This window comes from Microvirga splendida (assembly GCF_016427565.1).
Classification (GTDB): domain Bacteria; phylum Pseudomonadota; class Alphaproteobacteria; order Rhizobiales; family Beijerinckiaceae; genus Microvirga; species Microvirga splendida.
On record NZ_JAELXT010000005.1, the window covers coordinates 25,193 to 41,967 of the forward strand.

Genomic DNA, 16,775 nt, shown 5'->3' on the forward strand with positions numbered 1-16,775 from the left:
CCTTGGACCTCATCGCTTGCTGGCGGCGAGGCATCGTTCGGCCTCGGCAATGGCCTGCGGCTCTCCAACATGCAGCCACTGCCCCTCCAGGCACAAGCCGTAGAGGCGCTCCTTTGCGATGGCGCGGTCGTAGAAGGCGTTGGCGGAGAACGCTCCGTCCGGCGTGCCGTGGACGAGTTCCGGCTTCACGATGGCCACACCCGCGTAGGCGAACGGGGCGCTGTCGTCGGTTCCGCGGCGGCGCAGGCGGCCGTCGGGATCCTGGTGAAAATCGCCGCGTCCCTCGAAACCGATGCTTGTGGATAACGGCGCCACGAGCATCAGGATGTCCATCCTGTCCGGGTCCCAGGCCTGCACCAAGCGTAGCAGATTCGGCTCTTTGCCTTCGATCCAGAGCGAGTCGGAATTGAAGGTGATGAAGGGCTCGGTCCCTAACAGCGGCAGCGCCTTCTTCACGCCTCCGCCCGTTTCGAGAAGCTCGGCGCGTTCGTCCGAGATCACGATGCGGGGCGTCTCGCGCGTACGCAGATGCGCCTCCAGCATGTCGGCGAAATGGTGAACGTTCACCACCACCGTGCCGATTCCTGCCTCGTGCAGCTTGTCGAGGGCGAAGTCGATCAGGCTCCGGCCCGCCACCTTGACCAGCGGCTTCGGCATGGTGGCCGTGATCGGCAGCATGCGCTTGCCCAGACCTGCGGCGAGAACGATGGCTGTATGGGGTGCGCGCGGCGAGGTCTGGGGCAAGGATCTGGCTCAGGATTCGGGAGGGGCTTCGTCCGCGGGCGGAATGAGCCGCGGCAGATAGGTCTCGTACCAGCCCTTGAGCTTCCCCAGGGCCGGATGGGCGAGGTTGCGGACGAGGTAGGATTCGATCCGCGGCAGGTGCTTGAGGTAGTGCGGCTTGCCGTCCCGCCGGTCGAGGCGGGCGAAGATGCCGAGGATCTTGGTGGCGCGCTGGCCCGCCATGATGGCATAGGCGCGGGCGAAGGCCGACACGTCGAAGCTTGGATCGACGGCCCTGCGGTCGCGGGCATAGAGGCCGATGAGCTTGAGTTCCAGCTCCGGCGGCACGGTCACGCGCGCATCCTGCAGCAGCGAGGCGACGTCGTAGGCGGGCGAGCCCAGCACCGCGTCCTGGAAGTCGATCATGCCGACGCGCTGCAGGCCTTCGCGCCCCGGCAGCCAGATCAGGTTCGGCGAATGGTAGTCGCGCAGGGTCCAGCTGACGGGCGCGGAGAGAACCTCGCCCAGGGTCTCGGTCCAGAGATTGACGAACTCCGCCCGGGCGGAGCCCGAAAGCTGCGTGCCGATGATGTGCGGCACGTACCAGTCGAGCAGCAGTTCCACCTCGATGAGGAGAGCCTCCAGGTCGTAAGCCGGGATCGTGTGGTCGATGCCGTCCGTGACGGGCAGCACCTGCGGCAGGGTCTGGCCGTGGAGCTGGGCGAGAACGCGGGTGGCCTCCGCATAGCGCTCCGGGATCGGGCCATTCTGGTCGGCGACGGGCTCGGCGCCGAGATCCTCGATGAGGAGAAGGCCCGCCTCCAGGTCCTCGCCGTATATGTAGGGCGCGCTGAAGCCGAGGGCCCGCAGGCCCTTGTCCATGGCGACGAAGGCATTCACCGTCTCGGCAAGCTTGGCGATGGTGGTGTAGGGCTTGCCGCGCCGCACGGCGGGGCCGACGGGCCGCGGCGGCGAGATCATCAGGAGCGCGGTCGAGCCGTCGGGCTTCACGAGGCGCTCGTAGGAGCGGATCACCGAGGCGTCGCCCGGCATGGGCTGGCGCCTGGCATCGCCCCAGCCGCAGCGCTCCACGAGGTTGCGGTAGGCCTTCATGCGCTGGAGCCGCGACGCGAAGGCGCCTGTGCCGGTGAGCATGACGAGCCGGCCCTTGCCCTGGCCGCCGGGGGCGAAGTCGAGGCGGATGTCGAGATGCTCGGGCTTCAGCGCATCCTCGGCGCGCTCCGGCCACTCCACGAGGGAGATCGCGTTCTCGGTCGTCTCGTCCCAGCCCAGCTCCACCAGCTCGTAGCCGCCGGAGAGGCGGTAGAAATCCGCGTGGACGATGGGGCTGCGCGGGCCGTCATAGACCTGCATCAGGGTGAAGGTGGGGCTCGGGACTTCCAGCTCCGGATCGCCGGCCAGGATGCGCACGAGGGCGCGGGCGAGCGTGGTCTTGCCGGCCCCGAGGCCGCCCGAGAGGGTCACGAGATCGCCGGGCCTGAGCTCCTCGGCCAGGATTTTGGCGAAGCGCTCCGTCGCCTCATGGTCGGGAAGCGTTACGATCCATGCGGCCTGCAAAAGGTCCTGCTCGGGCATGAGGGCCGGTCCATTCACCATCGCTGTTCCTACTCGGCTGCGATGGGAGTTAGCGCAGATTGCGCGGATCGGCCATCGGACGGGGCCTCATGCCGCTCGTTCGGGAAGATGCAGGTCACCGTGGTGCCCTGGCCCGGTGCGGACGAAATGTCGATGCGCCCGCCATGCAGCTCCACGAAGGAGCGCACGATGGACAGGCCCAGCCCCACGCCGCGATGGCGTGTGCCGAGCGTGTGGCTCTCGAAGCGCTCGAAGATCTTGGCCTTGATCTCCGGCGGGATGCCGCGGCCCTGGTCCTTCACCTCGAAGATCACTTCGCCGCCGCGCTTGCGCGCCGAGACCCGGATGGTCTGGCCGGGGGAGGAGAAGCCGACCGCGTTGGACAGCAGGTTGAACAGGATCTGGCGCACGCGCTTGCCGTCGGCGACGAACGTGCCGATGTCGTCCGGCGCGTCGATGACGAGGTTCAGCGAGGACTCGGCGAGACGATCCTCGAGGCCCCGCATGGCGGCCTCGATGGTGGAGCGGATGTCGACGATCTCAGGAGACAGTTCGAGTGAGCCCGTGTCGATGGAGGCGAGATCGAGAATGTCGTTGAGGATCGCCAGCAGCGCCGCCGAGGAGCGCATGATGTGATCGGCGTAATCGCGCTGGCGCGGATTGAGCGCGCCCACCGTCTCGTCGCCGAGAAGCTGCGTGAAGCCGATGATGTTGGTGAGCGGCGAGCGCAGCTCGTAGGACACGTGATGCACGAATTCGTCGCGCAGGCGCGAGGCGCGCTCCAGGGCGTCGTTGCGCTCGGTGAGGGCGCGCTCCACGTTCACGCTCGCGGTCACGTCGGTGAAGCTGAGCAACGTCGCGCCGTCGGGCAGGGGCTGCGCCGTGCAGTCGAGCGCCGACCCGTCGTGCCGCTCGATGCGGCAGGTGAGGCCCATGCGCATGTCGGCGAGGCCCGCCACGGCGCCGCGGATGTCGATCCAGGGCTCGTCGCGCGGCGCCAGCGGACGGCAGGCCTTGATCACCGTGTCGATATGCGGGTTCGCCGCCGTCATTTCGGCCGCGAGATTCCACATGTCGGCAAAGGCGCGGTTGTGCAGCTTGAGGCGGCCGTCCGAGCCGAACACCGCAACGCCCTCCTTCAGGGTGTCGAGGGTCTCGCTCTGCACGCGGGTGAGCGAGTGGACCTGCGAGGCGAGCTCGAAGCGTTCGCTCACGTCGTCGAAGAGATAGGTCACGCCGCCCTGCGGGTTCGGATTGATGACCACGCGCAGCGTGCGCCGGTCGGGCAGGTGCCACCAGGTCTCCTGCTGCTCCACGGAGCGGTAGCCCTGCAGGAAGTCGGCCTTCCAGGCGCGGAAATCCGCCTGCTCGGGAAGCTTGCGGCCCGCACGCAGCCTGTCGAGCACCTCGCTGTCCGTCGGGCGCGAGGCAAGAAACGCCGCGTCGAGGCCCCAGAGCTGCTGATAGGCGGCGTTGCTGAAGAGGAGGTTCTGCGCGCCGTCGAAGATCGCCACCGCGGTCGGCAGCTGGTCGAGGGTGCGCACATGGGCGTCCATCTGGCGCTGCAGATCGGTGCGCACCGCCTCCAGCTCCGACACGTCGACCGCGATGCCTGCGCTGCCGCCGGCGGTGGGGCGTTCGATCACGTCGAGAACCGCCCGGTGACCGGCCACCACGGCGGTCACGCGGCCGGAATAGGTGGCGCCGGTCTGGCGCTTGCGCCGTGTCTCATCGCGGGTGGGTGCGCTGAGCAGCTCGAGGGAGCGGCCGATGGCATCGTCGAGGTCGCGGGCCTCGACCGACCGCAGATAGGCCTGGTTCGCCCAGAGCAGCTTGTCGTCCGAATCGCGGATCCAGAGCGGATAGGCGACGTCGTCGAGCAGCATCGTCATGGAGCGCAGGTCGCTGCGCGCGGTCGCGAGCTGGCCCTGGACCTTCAGGAGTTCGGACCGGTCTCCGGTCACGTCCCGCAGGCGCAGGATCGCCCGGCCGCCGATGGTGCGGCCTTCCACGTCGATGAAGCGGTTGCCGAGGCCCCGCGCGGTCAGGCGGAAGACCTGTCCCCGGTCCTTGAGCTGCTCAAGGGAGCTCTCCACGGCGGCCGCGTCGGCCGGGGCGAGCCAGGTGCCGAAGGCGAGCGCCCGCTGGGCCGGGGCGTTCTCGCCGATGATGGACGGATCGCCCTGAAAGCGCGGTTCCCCGTCGCGTCCGTTCCAGCTGACGAGCAGCTGGCGCTCGGAGCCCATGAGGAGAGCCGCCAGATCGTCGGCGCCCCGCAGGGCGTCGAGCTCGTTGCGCAGGGCCCATTCCACCCGGGCGGCGCGCTTGCGTTCCTGCCTGAACAGGAGGGACACGACGGTCGTCGTCGCGACGAGCCCCATGGACAGGCTGAGATAAACGGTGTTGTGCAGGTCGAAGCTGTGCAGGAAGCCGAGGAGATCGGAGGCTTTTTCGGACAGCGGATGCAGCAGGTCGTTGGCGAGCGCCGCCTTGGAGGTGCCGGCGAGCAGCATCAGGGACAGAGGCACGTGGGCCAGGCCGACGAGACGGCCTCTCCCATCCTGGCTGCTGTCGTGACGCTCCCCGTGCCCGGCCATGCCGTTGCTGCCCTTCCCTTGCTGGCGGCCCGACAACCGGGCCAAGCTGGATCGATCCCCGGCTGCGCTGTCCAACGCCGCCGAGGTCAACCGTCTCCGCATGAACGGAACTGCCGGCGCAGGTTCGATGCCGAAGCGCAGCCGGTCGATTCGCGTTCACTCTAGACCACCGTCGACTCCGCCAGGAAGAGGGTTAACACCCACTTAAACTTCCTTTGGAGAACCTGTGCGCAATTGGTCGAACCATATTGCAATCGGGTCACACACGTGCCGGTGCGGCACTTTGTCGATTCGGTGCTCGATCCATCGCTTGCACATCGTGCGCCCCAAGAAAAAAAGCCCGGCGGAGCCGGGCTTTTCGTGTCTCGGCGGGTTGGCCGATCAGTAGCGGTAGTGATCCGGCTTGAACGGGCCCTTCTCCGACACGCCGATATAGGAGGCCTGATCGGGGCGCAGCTTGGTGAGCTTCACGCCGATCTTTTCGAGATGCAGGGCGGCGACCTTCTCGTCCAGGTGCTTGGGCAGGGTGTAGACCTTGCGCTCGTACTTGCCCTGGTTGGCGAAGAGCTCGATCTGGGCGAGCGTCTGGTTGGTGAAGGACGCCGACATCACGAAGGACGGGTGGCCCATGGCGTTGCCCAGGTTCACAAGGCGGCCTTCGGACAGCAGGATGATGCGGTGCCCGTCGGGGAACTCGATCTCGTCCACCTGCGGCTTCACGTTGTTCCACTTGAGGTTCTTGAGGCCCGCGACCTGGATCTCGTTGTCGAAGTGGCCGATGTTGCAGACGATCGCCCGGTCCTTCATCGCCCGCATGTGGTCGAGGGTGATGACGTCCTTGTTGCCGGTGGCGGTGACGAAGATGTCGGCGCGGGGAGCCGCGTCTTCCATCGTCGTGACCTCATAGCCTTCCATGGCGGCCTGGAGCGCGCAGATCGGGTCGACTTCCGACACCAGCACGCGGCAGCCGGCCTGGCGCAATGAGGCGGCCGAGCCCTTGCCCACGTCGCCGAAGCCCGCCACCATGGCGACCTTGCCGGCCATCATCACGTCCGTGCCGCGGCGGATGCCGTCGACGAGCGACTCGCGGCAGCCGTAGAGGTTGTCGAACTTCGACTTGGTGACCGAGTCGTTGACGTTGATCGCCGGGAAGAGGAGCTTGCCCTCCTTCTCCATGATGTAGAGGCGGTGCACGCCCGTGGTGGTCTCTTCCGACACGCCCTTGATCGACTCGGCGAGGCCTGCGAACCAGCCCTTCGGCTTCTCGTTGAGCAGGCGCTTGATGAGCGCGAAGAACACTTCCTCTTCCTCGGAGCCCGGCTTGTCGAGGAAGGCGGTGTCGCCCTGCTCGGCGCGCAGGCCGAGATGCACCAGCATGGTGGCGTCGCCGCCGTCGTCGAGGATCATGTTCGGCATGCCGCCGTCGTGCCAGTCGAACAGCTTCGCGGTGTAGTCCCAGTACTCCGCCAGGGTCTCGCCCTTGTAGGCGAAGACCGGAATCCCCGCGGCCGCGATGGCGGCGGCGGCGTGGTCCTGGGTGGAGTAGATGTTGCACGACACCCAGCGGATGTCGGCGCCGAGAGCCTTCAGGGTCTCGATCAGCACCGCGGTCTGGATGGTCATGTGGAGCGAGCCGGCGATGCGGGCGCCCTTGAGCGGCTGCTTCGCGCCGTATTCCTCGCGCACGGCCATGAGGCCCGGCATCTCGGTCTCGGCGATGGAGATTTCCTTGCGGCCGAACTCGGCCAAGCCGATGTCTTTGACGATGTAATCCTGTGCCATGATGGCCTCTCTTTGCATCCGTTCCGAGTGAATTGGCGCCGTCTCTACCAGAGAGGCGCGGCAGAGGCAATCAAGATATAAAGATGTCTTTATATGTTTTGCGGAGGGCTGAGCCAGCTCCAGCAACCTTCCCGTCATGGCCGGGCCTGTCCCGGCCATCCCGATACGGAGAAACCCCGTGCCTCGATCAATCGGGATCGCCGGCACAAGGCCGGTGATGACGGGTGGAGCAGGGGGTGGCGCAGAGTGCTTCGGACTGAGAAAGCGTCTTGGAGCCTACTCGTCCTCGCCGAACCTGTTGGCGAGGAGAGCGTCGATGGCCTGGAGGCAGGCTGTCGCATCGGTCCCCTTGGCCGTGACGGTGATGGTGGTGCCCTGGGCGGCCGCGAGGGTGAGGAGGCCCATGATAGAGCGTCCGCCCACGGTCTCGCCGCAGCGGGTCACGGTCACGTCGGCGTCGAAGCGCTCGACGGTCTGGACGAACTTGGCGGAGGCGCGGGCATGAAGACCGCGGCGGTTGATGATGGGCAGCTCACGGACCTCGGCCCCGTCGGGCACAGGAGCAGGGGGGCAATCCTCGTCGCTGAGCCGGTCCATGCTGGTTACTTTCCCGAGAGAACGCGCGAGGCGATGTTGATGTATTTGCGCCCCGCCTCCTGTGCGTGGGACACCGCATCGGCCAGGGGTTCCTCGTCGCGTACGCTGGCGAGCTTGATGAGCATGGGCAGGTTGATGCCGGCCACCACTTCGACGGAGCCGCCATTCATGCAGGACAGGGCCAGGTTCGAGGGAGTGCCTCCGAACATGTCGGTCAGAACGACAACCCCCTGGCCCGAATTGACCCGGCACACGGCATCCATGATGTCCTTGCGCCGTGTTTCCATATCGTCGTCGGGGCCGATCGTGATCGTTTCAAGCTGCTCTTGGGGTCCCACCACATGCTCGAGCGCTGCCTTGAATTCCGTCGCGAGCTGCCCGTGGGTGACGAGCACCATTCCAATCATAGTGTTACAGGTCCGAACGCTCCGAGAGCGGAGCCGCTATTTTGTGCACCGCGAAGCGGAGCGCAAGAGCAATGAGAGCAAAAGTTCATCACAGTGTCACGACCGTGTCGCAAACACCACTCAGGCCGCCCAGGGCGATCTCCGCCGAGATTGCCCCGGCCTGCATGCGGATGCGAGGGACCATGACGCCGCACAGGGTAACGTGCCGGTCCCGGTCGTCCGGATAGCGGGCGACATCCTCGCACAGATCGATCACCAGCCGGACGATGGCGGCGGGTTCGTACGATTGCCGGACGATTCCGAGGCCGAAGACCTCGATGCATCCGCCCAGCGGCTGGACCGGAGAGGCGACGAGACGGCCGTGCCGCGCCTCGATCCGGGTCCGGTCGTCGCTGACGAGGCGCCCGAAGCGGCCGGCCTGGAGCGCGCGGGACACCACCTCGCGGGCGAGAGTCGACTTGCCGGAGCCCGATGCGCCCCGGATCAGGAGCCCCGCCTCGCCGATGAGCACGCAGCCGGCGTGGATCGTCTCCTGGCCGCTCAAGGGTCTTTCTTCTCCGGTTCGCGCTTGGAGCGGGCCTTGTCCTTGCGGGCCTGCTCCTTCTTGGCCTTGGCGCCTTCCACCGGCAGGCGGATGACGAAGCGGGCGCCGAGCCGCCGGGGCTCGCCGTTCTCGTCGGGGGCGCCGAGCCGGTTCTCGGCCCGGATCGTGCCCCGGTGCGCCTCGATGATCTGGCGGGAGATGGACAGGCCTAACCCTGAGTTCTGGCCGAAGCCCTGCTCGGGCCGATCGGTGTAGAAGCGCTCGAAGATCCGGTCGAGCGCATCGGGCTCGATGCCGGGGCCGCTGTCCTCCACCAGGACCTCGACCTCGTTGCGGCGCCGGCGCATCGAGACCCTCACCGCCTCGTCGGGAGGCGAGAAGGAGCGGGCATTGTCGAGCAGGTTGTTGAAGATCTGGCCCAGGCGGCTGTCGTGGCCGAGCACCAGGAAGGCATCGCTGCCCCGTTCGTTCTTCTCGATCGTCAGGGTAATCAGCGGATCGTGCTCCTGCCGGCGCTCGTTGGCCACCGACACCACCGCTTCGAGCAGGCGCACCATGTCCACGGGCTCCGCATCGGCGCGGGCGAGCTCCGCATCGAGGCGCGAGGCATCGGAGATGTCGCTGATCAGCCGGTCGAGGCGCTTCACGTCGTGCTGGATGATCGACAGGAGGCGCTGGCGGGACTCGTCGCTGCGGGCGAGCGGCAGGGTCTCCACCGCGCTGCGCAGGGAGGTCAGCGGGTTCTTCAGCTCGTGCGCCACATCGGCCGCGAAGCTCTCGATGGCGTCGATGCGGTTGTAGAGCGCCTTGGTCATGTCCCGCAGGGCGCCGGACAGGTGGCCGATCTCGTCGGCCCGGGCGGTGAAGTCGGGGATCTCCTGGCGCGATTTCGTGCCCCAGCGGACCCGCTCCGCGGCTTCCGCCAGCCGCCTGACCGGGCCGGCGATGGCGCCGGCGAGGAACAGCGACAGCACGATCATCACCATTGCGGCCACGAGGAAGACCTGGAGCAGGGCGAAGCGCTCGGACGCGATGATGGCGTCGATGTCGCCCTCCTGGGTGGAGAGCAGGAGCGCACCTTGAACCGTGCGGAAGCGCTGAATCGGCACGGCCACGGACACGATGGTCTCGCCGCGGGCGTTGACGCGCACCACACTGGCCTGCTGACCCGCATAGGCTTGCTGCACCTCCGGCAGGGACTTGCCGTTGATCGGTCCGGCCTCCTCCTGCACGGGCCGCTTAGTGCGCCGGAACATCTTGCGGATGCTGTTCCAAGTGCGCTCCACGGCCGTCATGGTGTCCTCCACGTTGGCCACGGGAGGAATGTCCATGCGCAGGATGTCGCCGCGCGAGTAGAACGACCGGGAATCGAGGAGCAGAATGCCTTCCCGATCAAAGATGCGGGCGCGGGTCTCGGTCGGCGTCACCAGCCGGCGCAGGAGCGGCGCGACGCGCTCGGGATTGATGGAGAATTCGAGCGCCGGAAAGGACTCGTCGCCGAACCGCTCGGTCTCGCCGGCCTGCATCTGCAGGAGCTGCTCGGGATCGAGGGTGATGGTGTTGGTCTCGACCGTGGCCGAGCTGGCAATCGCCCCGGCGATGATCTCGCCCTGGGTGAGCAGGCTCTGCACCCGGGCCTCGATGAGGCCCTCGCGGAACTGGTTGAGGTAGAGGAAACCCACGAGCAGGGCCACGAGGCCGGCCAGGTTGAGCATGACGATCCGGCGCGTCAGGCTCGACGAGGCGCGCTGCACGAGCATGCGGCCGAACTGCCTCAGGCGCCCCAGGGCGCTCTGAGGAGCGGGCGGATCGTCGAATCCCGCCTCGGCGTGGATGGGGTCAGCCTTCATGCCACTCGCTTACGCACGGCCCGATCGGATGAACCGGAGCATGCTGTTTTCAGGTTGCTCGCGCTTTCGGCGTCAGGCTTCCTTGAAGCGGTAGCCCACGCCGTAGAGGGTCTCGATCATTTCGAAACTCTGGTCAACCGACTTGAACTTCTTGCGCAGGCGCTTGATGTGGCTGTCGATGGTCCGGTCGTCCACATAGACCTGATCGTCATAGGCCGCATCCATGAGCGCGTTGCGGCTTTTCACCACTCCGGGGCGGGTGGCGAGCGCCTGCAGGATGAGGAATTCCGTCACGGTCAGGGTCACCGGCTCGCCCTTCCAGGTGCAGGCGTGGCGCTCCGGGTCCATCTTGAGCTGGCCGCGCTCCAGGGCCTTCGGGTCGGCCTCCTTGGGGGTGCTCTGGTCCTTGGGTGCGAAGCGGCGCAGCACCGCCTTCACGCGCTCGACCAGGAGACGCTGGGAGAACGGCTTCCGGATGAAGTCGTCGGCGCCCATCTTGAGGCCGAACAATTCGTCGATCTCCTCGTCCTTCGAGGTCAGGAAGATCACGGGAAGGTCCGATTTCTGCCGCAGGCGGCGCAGCAGCTCCATGCCGTCCATGCGCGGCATCTTGATGTCGAAGATGGCCAGGTCCGGGGGTGCGTGCTTCAGCCCGTCCAGGGCGGACGCTCCATCCGTATAGGTCTGGATTCGGTAGCCCTCCGCCTCGAGGGCGATGGAAACAGAGGTCAGGATGTTGCGATCGTCATCGACAAGGGCGATCGTTGGCATGAACTCTTCCTTAGCTTGGCACGGACGAATGTCGGCTTTTTGCCCCGTGTAACAACGCAGAAGGCCCTAAAACGTCCCCAACTGCGCCTTTCTCGTGGCATAAATATGGTTTTCCCCCAGGCGATGACCAGGGAGGTCCTGATAGTGGGGTCTAGGAAGAGCCGCTGCAACCGGGGATGAGCGGCGCAGGGCGGATCGGACAGGTTTCCTACGCGGTCCCGGCGCGGAGCGCTGCTTCAGGGGCGGAAAGGCCGGGTTTCCGCTCGGGCAGGGTGTCAATCATACGAAAGAACTCCCCAAAAGCCCGAGAATTCGCGAAAATGGGGCTGTCAGGCGTCTGGTTCTGGCAAAAATAGAATGCAATGAAACGGCTTGAGTTGACGGTCACGTCAGCTGACCTAAAGAAGGTTCTATGTTCAGGCGAGACGGCAAAGTTTCGGCCGCATTGTTTGACCACCCCCATGTGACGGCCATCGGACGGCGGCACAATCGGCTGCGCGGCGACTGGCGATCAGGAGACATCTTCCGTGGAAAATATCGGCGTCTTCAACAGCGCGCAGGGCGCTGAGGCCTTTGGCCTCCGCAATCTCAAACGGGTTTACTGGAATCTCGAGGCGCCCGCACTCTACGAGCAGTCCCTGACGAGGGCTGAGACCAAGCTCGTGAAGGGCGGCGCGCTCCTGGCCGAAACCGGCATCCACACGGGCCGCTCGCCCAAGGACAAGTTCGTGGTGCGCGACGACACCACCGAAAGCACCGTCTGGTGGGACAACAACGGCTCCATCACGCCGGGCCATTTCGACACCCTGCTGGAGGACTTCCTCGCCCATGCCGAGGGCAAGGAGCTGTTCGCCCAGGACCTCTACGGCGGCGCCGATCCGGCCTACCGGGTCAAGGCCCGCGTCTTCACGGAATTCGCCTGGCACTCCCTCTTCATCCGCAATCTCCTGATCCGCCCCGAGCAGGGCGAGCTCGCCGATTACGTGCCCGGCCTCACCATCATCGACCTGCCGTCCTTCAAGGCCGATCCCGCCCGCCACGGCTGCCGCACGGAAACCGTCATCGCCTGCGACTTCAAGCGCAAGATCGTGCTCATCGGCGGCACGTCCTATGCGGGCGAGATGAAGAAGTCGGTCTTCACCTATCTCAACTACGTGCTGCCCTCGCAGAACGTCATGCCCATGCACTGCTCCGCCAATGTGGGCAAGGAGGGCGACGTGGCCGTGTTCTTCGGCCTCTCGGGCACCGGCAAGACCACGCTGTCCAACGATCCGAACCGCATTCTGCTCGGCGACGACGAGCACGGCTGGGCCCCGAACGGCGTCTTCAACTTCGAGGGCGGGTGCTACGCCAAGACCATCCGCCTCTCCCGCGAGGCCGAGCCCGAGATCTTCGCCACCACCGAGCGCTTCGGCACAGTGCTGGAGAACGTGATCGTCGATCCGGTCACCCGCGTTCCCAATTTCGATGATGCGTCGCGCACGGAGAACACGCGCTGCGCCTATCCGCTCGACTTCATCCCCAACGCGAGCGCCACGGGCCGCGCCGGCATTCCGAAGAACATCGTGATGCTCACCTGCGACGCCTTCGGCGTGCTGCCCCCCATCGCGAAGCTGACGCCGGCCGAGGCCATGTACCACTTCCTCTCCGGCTACACCGCCAAGGTGGCCGGCACCGAGAAGGGCGTGAAGGACCCGGAGGCCACCTTCTCCACCTGCTTCGGCGCGCCGTTCATGCCGCGCCATCCGTCGGTGTACGGCAACCTGCTGCGCGATCTGATCGCCAAGCACCACGTGGATTGCTGGCTCGTGAACACGGGCTGGACCGGCGGCAAGTACGGGGTGGGCCGGCGCATGCCGATCCGCGTCACCCGCCGCCTGCTCACGGCAGCGCTCGACGGCTCGCTCTCCCGCGCCGATTTCCGCCGTGACCCGTATTTCGGCTTCGCGGTGCCGACCTCGGTGCCCGGCGTCGAGCCGCACATCCTGTACCCGGTGAAAACCTGGCAGAACAAGGCGGAGTTCGCCGAGACCGCCAAGCGCCTCATCGACATGTTCAACGAGAACTTCAAGCGCTTCGAGGCTCACGTGGACTCGGATGTCCGCTCGGCCGCGCCGCAGACCTCGATCGCGGCCTGAGAGATAAGGTTATCTCTCCCCTGAAAACGTGTAAAAGGCGGCCGATGGCCGCCTTTTCCGTTTGGTGCTTCCGATGACCGACGCCGATCCCGAACTGCTGGATCTCCTGTCCACCCGCCTGGGCAGCCAGCATGTCATCCGCGATGCCGCTTCCATGGAAGGCTATCTCGTCGAGGAGCGGAAGCTCTATCGCGGCACCGCCCTGGCGGTCGTCCGCCCCGGCAGCACGGAAGAGGTGGCCTTCGTCGTCCGCGAATGCGCGAGGGCCGGTGTCCCCATCGTGCCGCAGGGCGGCAACACGGGCCTCGTGGGCGGCGGCGTGCCGCACTCGGGGCTGGTCCTGTCGCTCGCGCGCCTCGACCGCATCCGTGAGGTCGATCCGTTCAACGCTACCATCACGGTCGAGGCCGGCTGCATTCTCAAGACCGTGCAGGACGAGGCCGAGAAGGCCGATTGCCTGTTTCCCCTGTCGCTCGCTTCCGGGGGGTCGTGCCGGATCGGCGGCAACATCGCCACCAATGCTGGCGGCTTGAACGTGCTGCGCTACGGAAATACCCGCGACCTCGTTCTCGGGCTCGAGGTCGTGCTCGCCGACGGGCGTGTCTGGAACGGGCTGAAAGGCCTGCGCAAGGACAACACGGGCTACGACCTGAAGAACCTCTTCGTCGGGTCGGAGGGAACGCTGGGCATCGTCACGGCGGCGGTGCTGAAGCTGTTTCCGCGCCCGAAGAGCCGCACGGTGGCCTTCATCGGCTGCCCGTCGCCCCATGCGGCGCTCGATCTCTTCGACGCCTTTCGCCGGCGCGCGGGCGATCAGCTGACGGCCTTCGAGTTCATGCCGCGCTTCGCGCTTCAGATCGTGCTCAAGCACGCGGCCGGCGCCGTTCCTCCGCTGGCGGGCGAGCACGAGGCTTATGCCCTGATCGAACTGTCGTCGCCCGATCCCGAGATCGACCTGCGCGAGCGGCTCGAACGGGTCCTGGGCGAGGCTCTGGAGGCAGGCATCGTCGAGGATGCCGCCATTGCGGCGAGCGAGACTCAGAACGATGCGCTCTGGCATCTGCGCGAAAGCCTGGCCCACGTGCAGAGGTTCGAGGGCGGGTCGATCAAGCACGATGTCGCCGTGCCGGTCTCGAAGGTGGCGGATTTCATCGTCACCGCAACACAGGCCTGCGAGGCCGCGCTGCCCGGCGTGCGCGTCTGCGCCTTCGGGCATTTCGGCGACGGCAACATCCACTTCAACCTGAGCCAGCCGGTCGCCATGGAAAAGGCAGCGTTTCTCGCCCAATGGGAGCGGTTCAACCGCATCGTCCACGACATCGTGCACGCGATGAACGGCTCGATCTCCGCCGAGCATGGGGTCGGCCTCATCAAGCGCGACGAGCTGGTGCTGTACAAGGATCCGGTGGCCCTCGACCTGATGCGGACGCTCAAACGAACGCTCGATCCGAAAAACATCCTCAACCCCGGCAAGGTCCTGGCGCTCGAATCCGAATTGCCGCCCTCCCTGCCTTGACCCGCTCATGCCCATGCCTAGGATGGCGCGGCCAGGCCTGAAGAGCGCCGGACAACGACGATAGAGAAGGAAGCCCCGTGGCCTCGGTCGAGATTCGCAACATCCAGAAGAACTTCGGCCCCGTGTCGGTCATCCAGGGCGTGTCCTTCGACATCGAGGACGGGGAGTTCGTCACCCTCGTCGGGCCTTCCGGCTGCGGCAAGTCCACCTTGCTGCGCATGATCGCCGGGCTGGAGAACATCTCCGGCGGCGAGCTGCGCATCGGCCCGCGGGTGGTCAATGACGTGCCGCCCAAAGAGCGCGACATCGCCATGGTGTTCCAGAACTACGCGCTCTATCCGCACATGACGGTAGCGGACAACATGGGCTTCTCCCTCAAGCTGAAAGGCGCGTCGAAGGCCGAGATCAAGCAGCGGGTCGACCGCGCGGCCGATATCCTCGGGCTGACCAAGCTCCTCGACCGCTTTCCGCGCCAGCTCTCAGGCGGCCAGCGCCAGCGCGTTGCCATGGGCCGCGCCATCGTGCGCGATCCGCAGGTGTTCCTCTTCGACGAGCCGCTCTCCAACCTCGACGCCAAGCTGCGCGTGGCCATGCGCACGGAGATCAAGGCCCTGCACCAGCGGCTCAAGACCACCACGATCTACGTCACCCACGACCAGATCGAGGCCATGACCATGGCCGACAAGATCGTGGTGATGCACGACGGCGTGGTCGAGCAGATCGGTGCGCCGCTCGAGCTCTACGACCGGCCGGCCAATCTCTTCGTGGCAGGCTTCATCGGTTCGCCCGCCATGAATTTCCTGAAAGGCCATCTGCAGGGTGGCCGCTTCGTGGCGCAGGACGGCACCGTCCTGCCGCTCGGCCATGCGCCGGCTGCCTCGGACGGGCAGCCGGTCGTCTACGGCATCCGGCCGGAGCACTTCATGCTCGACGACACCAACGGCCTGCCGGCGGAAGTTTCCGTCGTCGAACCCACCGGATCGGAAACCCAGGTCTTCGCGAAGCTCGCCGGCACGGATGTGGTCGGCGTGTTCCGTGAGCGGGTCGATGCCAAGCCCGGCCAGCAGATCCGCATCGCCCCGGACCCGAAGCTCGTGCATCTCTTCGACGATCGGACCGGCCAGCGCCTCTGATCCGCAACAGGAGGCAGCTATCGACGTTCTGGTGATCGGAGCCGGTGTGGTGGGCCTCGCCGTTGCGCGCGCGCTCGGCCTGCGCGGGCACAGCGTGATCGTGGCGGAATCCACCGGCGGCATCGGCAACGGCGTCTCCTCGCGCAACAGCGAGGTGATCCATGCCGGCATGTATTATCCCTCAGGTTCGCTCCGGGCCCGCCACTGCGTCGAGGGGCGCCGCCTGCTCTACGCCTTCTGCGAAAGCCATGGGGTGCCGCATGCCCAATGTGGCAAGCTCATCGTCGCCACGAACGATCTCGAACAGGCCAAGATCGAGGGCATCTACGAACAGGGGCTGGCGAACGGCGTCGAGGGCCTCTCCTACCTCACGGGCAAAGAGGCGCGGGCGCTCGAGCCGAACCTCTCCTGCACCGGCGCGGTGCTGTCGGTCGAGACCGGCATCGTCGACAGCCATGCGCTGATGCTCGCGCTCCAGGGCGATCTGGAGGATGCGGGCGGCGCCATCGCCTTCCATGCGCCGGTCGAGCGCATCGCACGCAGCGGCGCGGGCTGGAACGTGCATGTGGGTGGCGCGGAGCCGACCGAGATTACGGTCGACGCCGTGATCAACGCGGCGGGCCTTGGTGCGCAGGCGCTCGCCCGCGCGACCGAGGACTATCCGATGCAGCGCGTGCCGCCGCTCGTGCTGGCCAAGGGCAACTATTTCGGCTGCCTCGGCAAGCCTGCCTTCTCGCGCCTGATCTATCCGGCGCCCGTCGACGGCGGCCTCGGCACTCACGTGACGCTGGATCTCGCCGGGCGCATGCGCTTTGGGCCGGACGTGGAATGGGTCGACAGGGAGGAATACGAGGTCGATCCTCAGCGGGCGGAGAGCTTCTATGCCTCCATCCGCCGCTACTGGCCGGGCCTGCCGGACGGTGCGCTTGTTCCCGACTATTCCGGCATCCGCCCGAAGCTCACCGGACCGGGCGAGAAAGCCGCCGACTTCATGATCGACGACCCGGCGGAGCATGGGCTCCCCGGGCTCGTCCACCTCTTCGGCATCGAGAGCCCGGGGCTGACCTCGTGCCTGTCCATCGCTGAGGATGTGGCGGAGAGGCTGGGCGCCTAGGCACTAG

The 16,775-nt window shown here is 66.6% G+C and carries 13 protein-coding genes; 4 read left to right on the plus strand and 9 right to left on the minus strand.

Annotated features, from left to right (window positions below):
* Positions 1–9: 9 nt before the first annotated feature.
* The 9 genes from JAO75_RS06930 to JAO75_RS06970 form a co-directional block, all read right to left on the minus strand.
* Positions 10–744 (minus strand): nucleotidyltransferase family protein, encoded by a 735-nt coding sequence (locus JAO75_RS06930; RefSeq protein WP_199047799.1) that lies wholly within the window; start codon positions 742–744, stop codon positions 10–12.
* Between the two features lie 9 nt (positions 745–753).
* Positions 754–2,340: a tRNA (adenosine(37)-N6)-threonylcarbamoyltransferase complex ATPase subunit type 1 TsaE gene (tsaE, locus tag JAO75_RS06935; RefSeq protein WP_199047802.1), complete on the minus strand. Its 1,587-nt coding sequence runs from the start codon at positions 2,338–2,340 to the stop codon at positions 754–756.
* 8 nt (positions 2,341–2,348) lie between these two features.
* Positions 2,349–4,916 (minus strand): sensor histidine kinase, encoded by a 2,568-nt coding sequence (locus JAO75_RS06940; RefSeq protein ID WP_246742414.1) that lies wholly within the window; start codon positions 4,914–4,916, stop codon positions 2,349–2,351.
* 381 nt (positions 4,917–5,297) lie between these two features.
* Positions 5,298–6,698 (minus strand): adenosylhomocysteinase, encoded by a 1,401-nt coding sequence (gene ahcY, locus JAO75_RS06945; protein ID WP_246742406.1) that lies wholly within the window; start codon positions 6,696–6,698, stop codon positions 5,298–5,300.
* A 276-nt stretch (positions 6,699–6,974) separates the two neighbouring features.
* Complete coding sequence (locus tag JAO75_RS06950; RefSeq protein ID WP_199047806.1) at positions 6,975–7,295, minus strand: HPr family phosphocarrier protein; 321 nt, start codon at positions 7,293–7,295, stop codon at positions 6,975–6,977.
* A 5-nt stretch (positions 7,296–7,300) separates the two neighbouring features.
* Positions 7,301–7,702 (minus strand): PTS sugar transporter subunit IIA, encoded by a 402-nt coding sequence (locus tag JAO75_RS06955; RefSeq protein WP_161721201.1) that lies wholly within the window; start codon positions 7,700–7,702, stop codon positions 7,301–7,303.
* Positions 7,703–7,790: 88 nt separating this feature from the next.
* Entirely contained in the window at positions 7,791–8,246 is a 456-nt protein-coding gene (locus tag JAO75_RS06960; RefSeq protein ID WP_199047808.1) for an HPr kinase/phosphorylase, read from the minus strand.
* Positions 8,243–10,096 carry a sensor histidine kinase gene (locus JAO75_RS06965; RefSeq protein WP_199047809.1) on the minus strand — a complete coding sequence of 618 codons (1,854 nt, stop codon included), beginning with the start codon at positions 10,094–10,096 and terminating at the stop codon, positions 8,243–8,245. Before JAO75_RS06965 ends, JAO75_RS06960 begins: the two co-directional genes overlap by 4 nt.
* Positions 10,097–10,168: 72 nt before the next feature.
* Positions 10,169–10,867, minus strand: a complete 699-nt coding sequence (locus tag JAO75_RS06970; RefSeq protein ID WP_199047810.1) for a response regulator transcription factor — start codon at positions 10,865–10,867, stop codon at positions 10,169–10,171.
* A gap of 527 nt (positions 10,868–11,394) precedes the next feature.
* On the opposite strand from JAO75_RS06970, the gene JAO75_RS06975 reads away from it, so the two are divergent.
* The 4 genes from JAO75_RS06975 to JAO75_RS06990 all read left to right on the plus strand — a co-directional run bounded on the left by JAO75_RS06975 (position 11,395) and on the right by JAO75_RS06990 (position 16,768).
* Positions 11,395–13,005, plus strand: a complete 1,611-nt coding sequence (locus JAO75_RS06975) for a phosphoenolpyruvate carboxykinase (protein ID WP_199047811.1) — start codon at positions 11,395–11,397, stop codon at positions 13,003–13,005.
* Between the two features lie 73 nt (positions 13,006–13,078).
* Positions 13,079–14,521, plus strand: coding sequence for an FAD-binding oxidoreductase (locus JAO75_RS06980; protein ID WP_199047812.1), 1,443 nt, complete (start codon positions 13,079–13,081; stop codon positions 14,519–14,521).
* Between the two features lie 77 nt (positions 14,522–14,598).
* Complete coding sequence (locus tag JAO75_RS06985) at positions 14,599–15,654, plus strand: sn-glycerol-3-phosphate ABC transporter ATP-binding protein UgpC (protein WP_199047813.1); 1,056 nt, start codon at positions 14,599–14,601, stop codon at positions 15,652–15,654.
* A 19-nt stretch (positions 15,655–15,673) separates the two neighbouring features.
* Positions 15,674–16,768: an FAD-dependent oxidoreductase gene (locus JAO75_RS06990; RefSeq protein ID WP_199048091.1), complete on the plus strand. Its 1,095-nt coding sequence runs from the start codon at positions 15,674–15,676 to the stop codon at positions 16,766–16,768.
* Positions 16,769–16,775 lie beyond the last annotated feature (7 nt).

Coding starts and splice junctions, on each gene's coding strand:
- ahcY (WP_246742406.1), bottom strand. CDS start 6,698: ATGGCACAGGATTACATCGTCAAAGACATCGGCTTGGCCGAGTTCGGC.
- JAO75_RS06950 (WP_199047806.1), bottom strand. CDS start 7,295: ATGGACCGGCTCAGCGACGAGGATTGCCCCCCTGCTCCTGTGCCCGAC.
- JAO75_RS06970 (WP_199047810.1), bottom strand. CDS start 10,867: ATGCCAACGATCGCCCTTGTCGATGACGATCGCAACATCCTGACCTCT.
- JAO75_RS06940 (WP_246742414.1), bottom strand. CDS start 4,916: ATGGCCGGGCACGGGGAGCGTCACGACAGCAGCCAGGATGGGAGAGGC.
- JAO75_RS06980 (WP_199047812.1), top strand. CDS start 13,079: ATGACCGACGCCGATCCCGAACTGCTGGATCTCCTGTCCACCCGCCTG.
- tsaE (WP_199047802.1), bottom strand. CDS start 2,340: ATGGTGAATGGACCGGCCCTCATGCCCGAGCAGGACCTTTTGCAGGCC.
- JAO75_RS06965 (WP_199047809.1), bottom strand. CDS start 10,096: ATGAAGGCTGACCCCATCCACGCCGAGGCGGGATTCGACGATCCGCCC.
- JAO75_RS06955 (WP_161721201.1), bottom strand. CDS start 7,702: ATGATTGGAATGGTGCTCGTCACCCACGGGCAGCTCGCGACGGAATTC.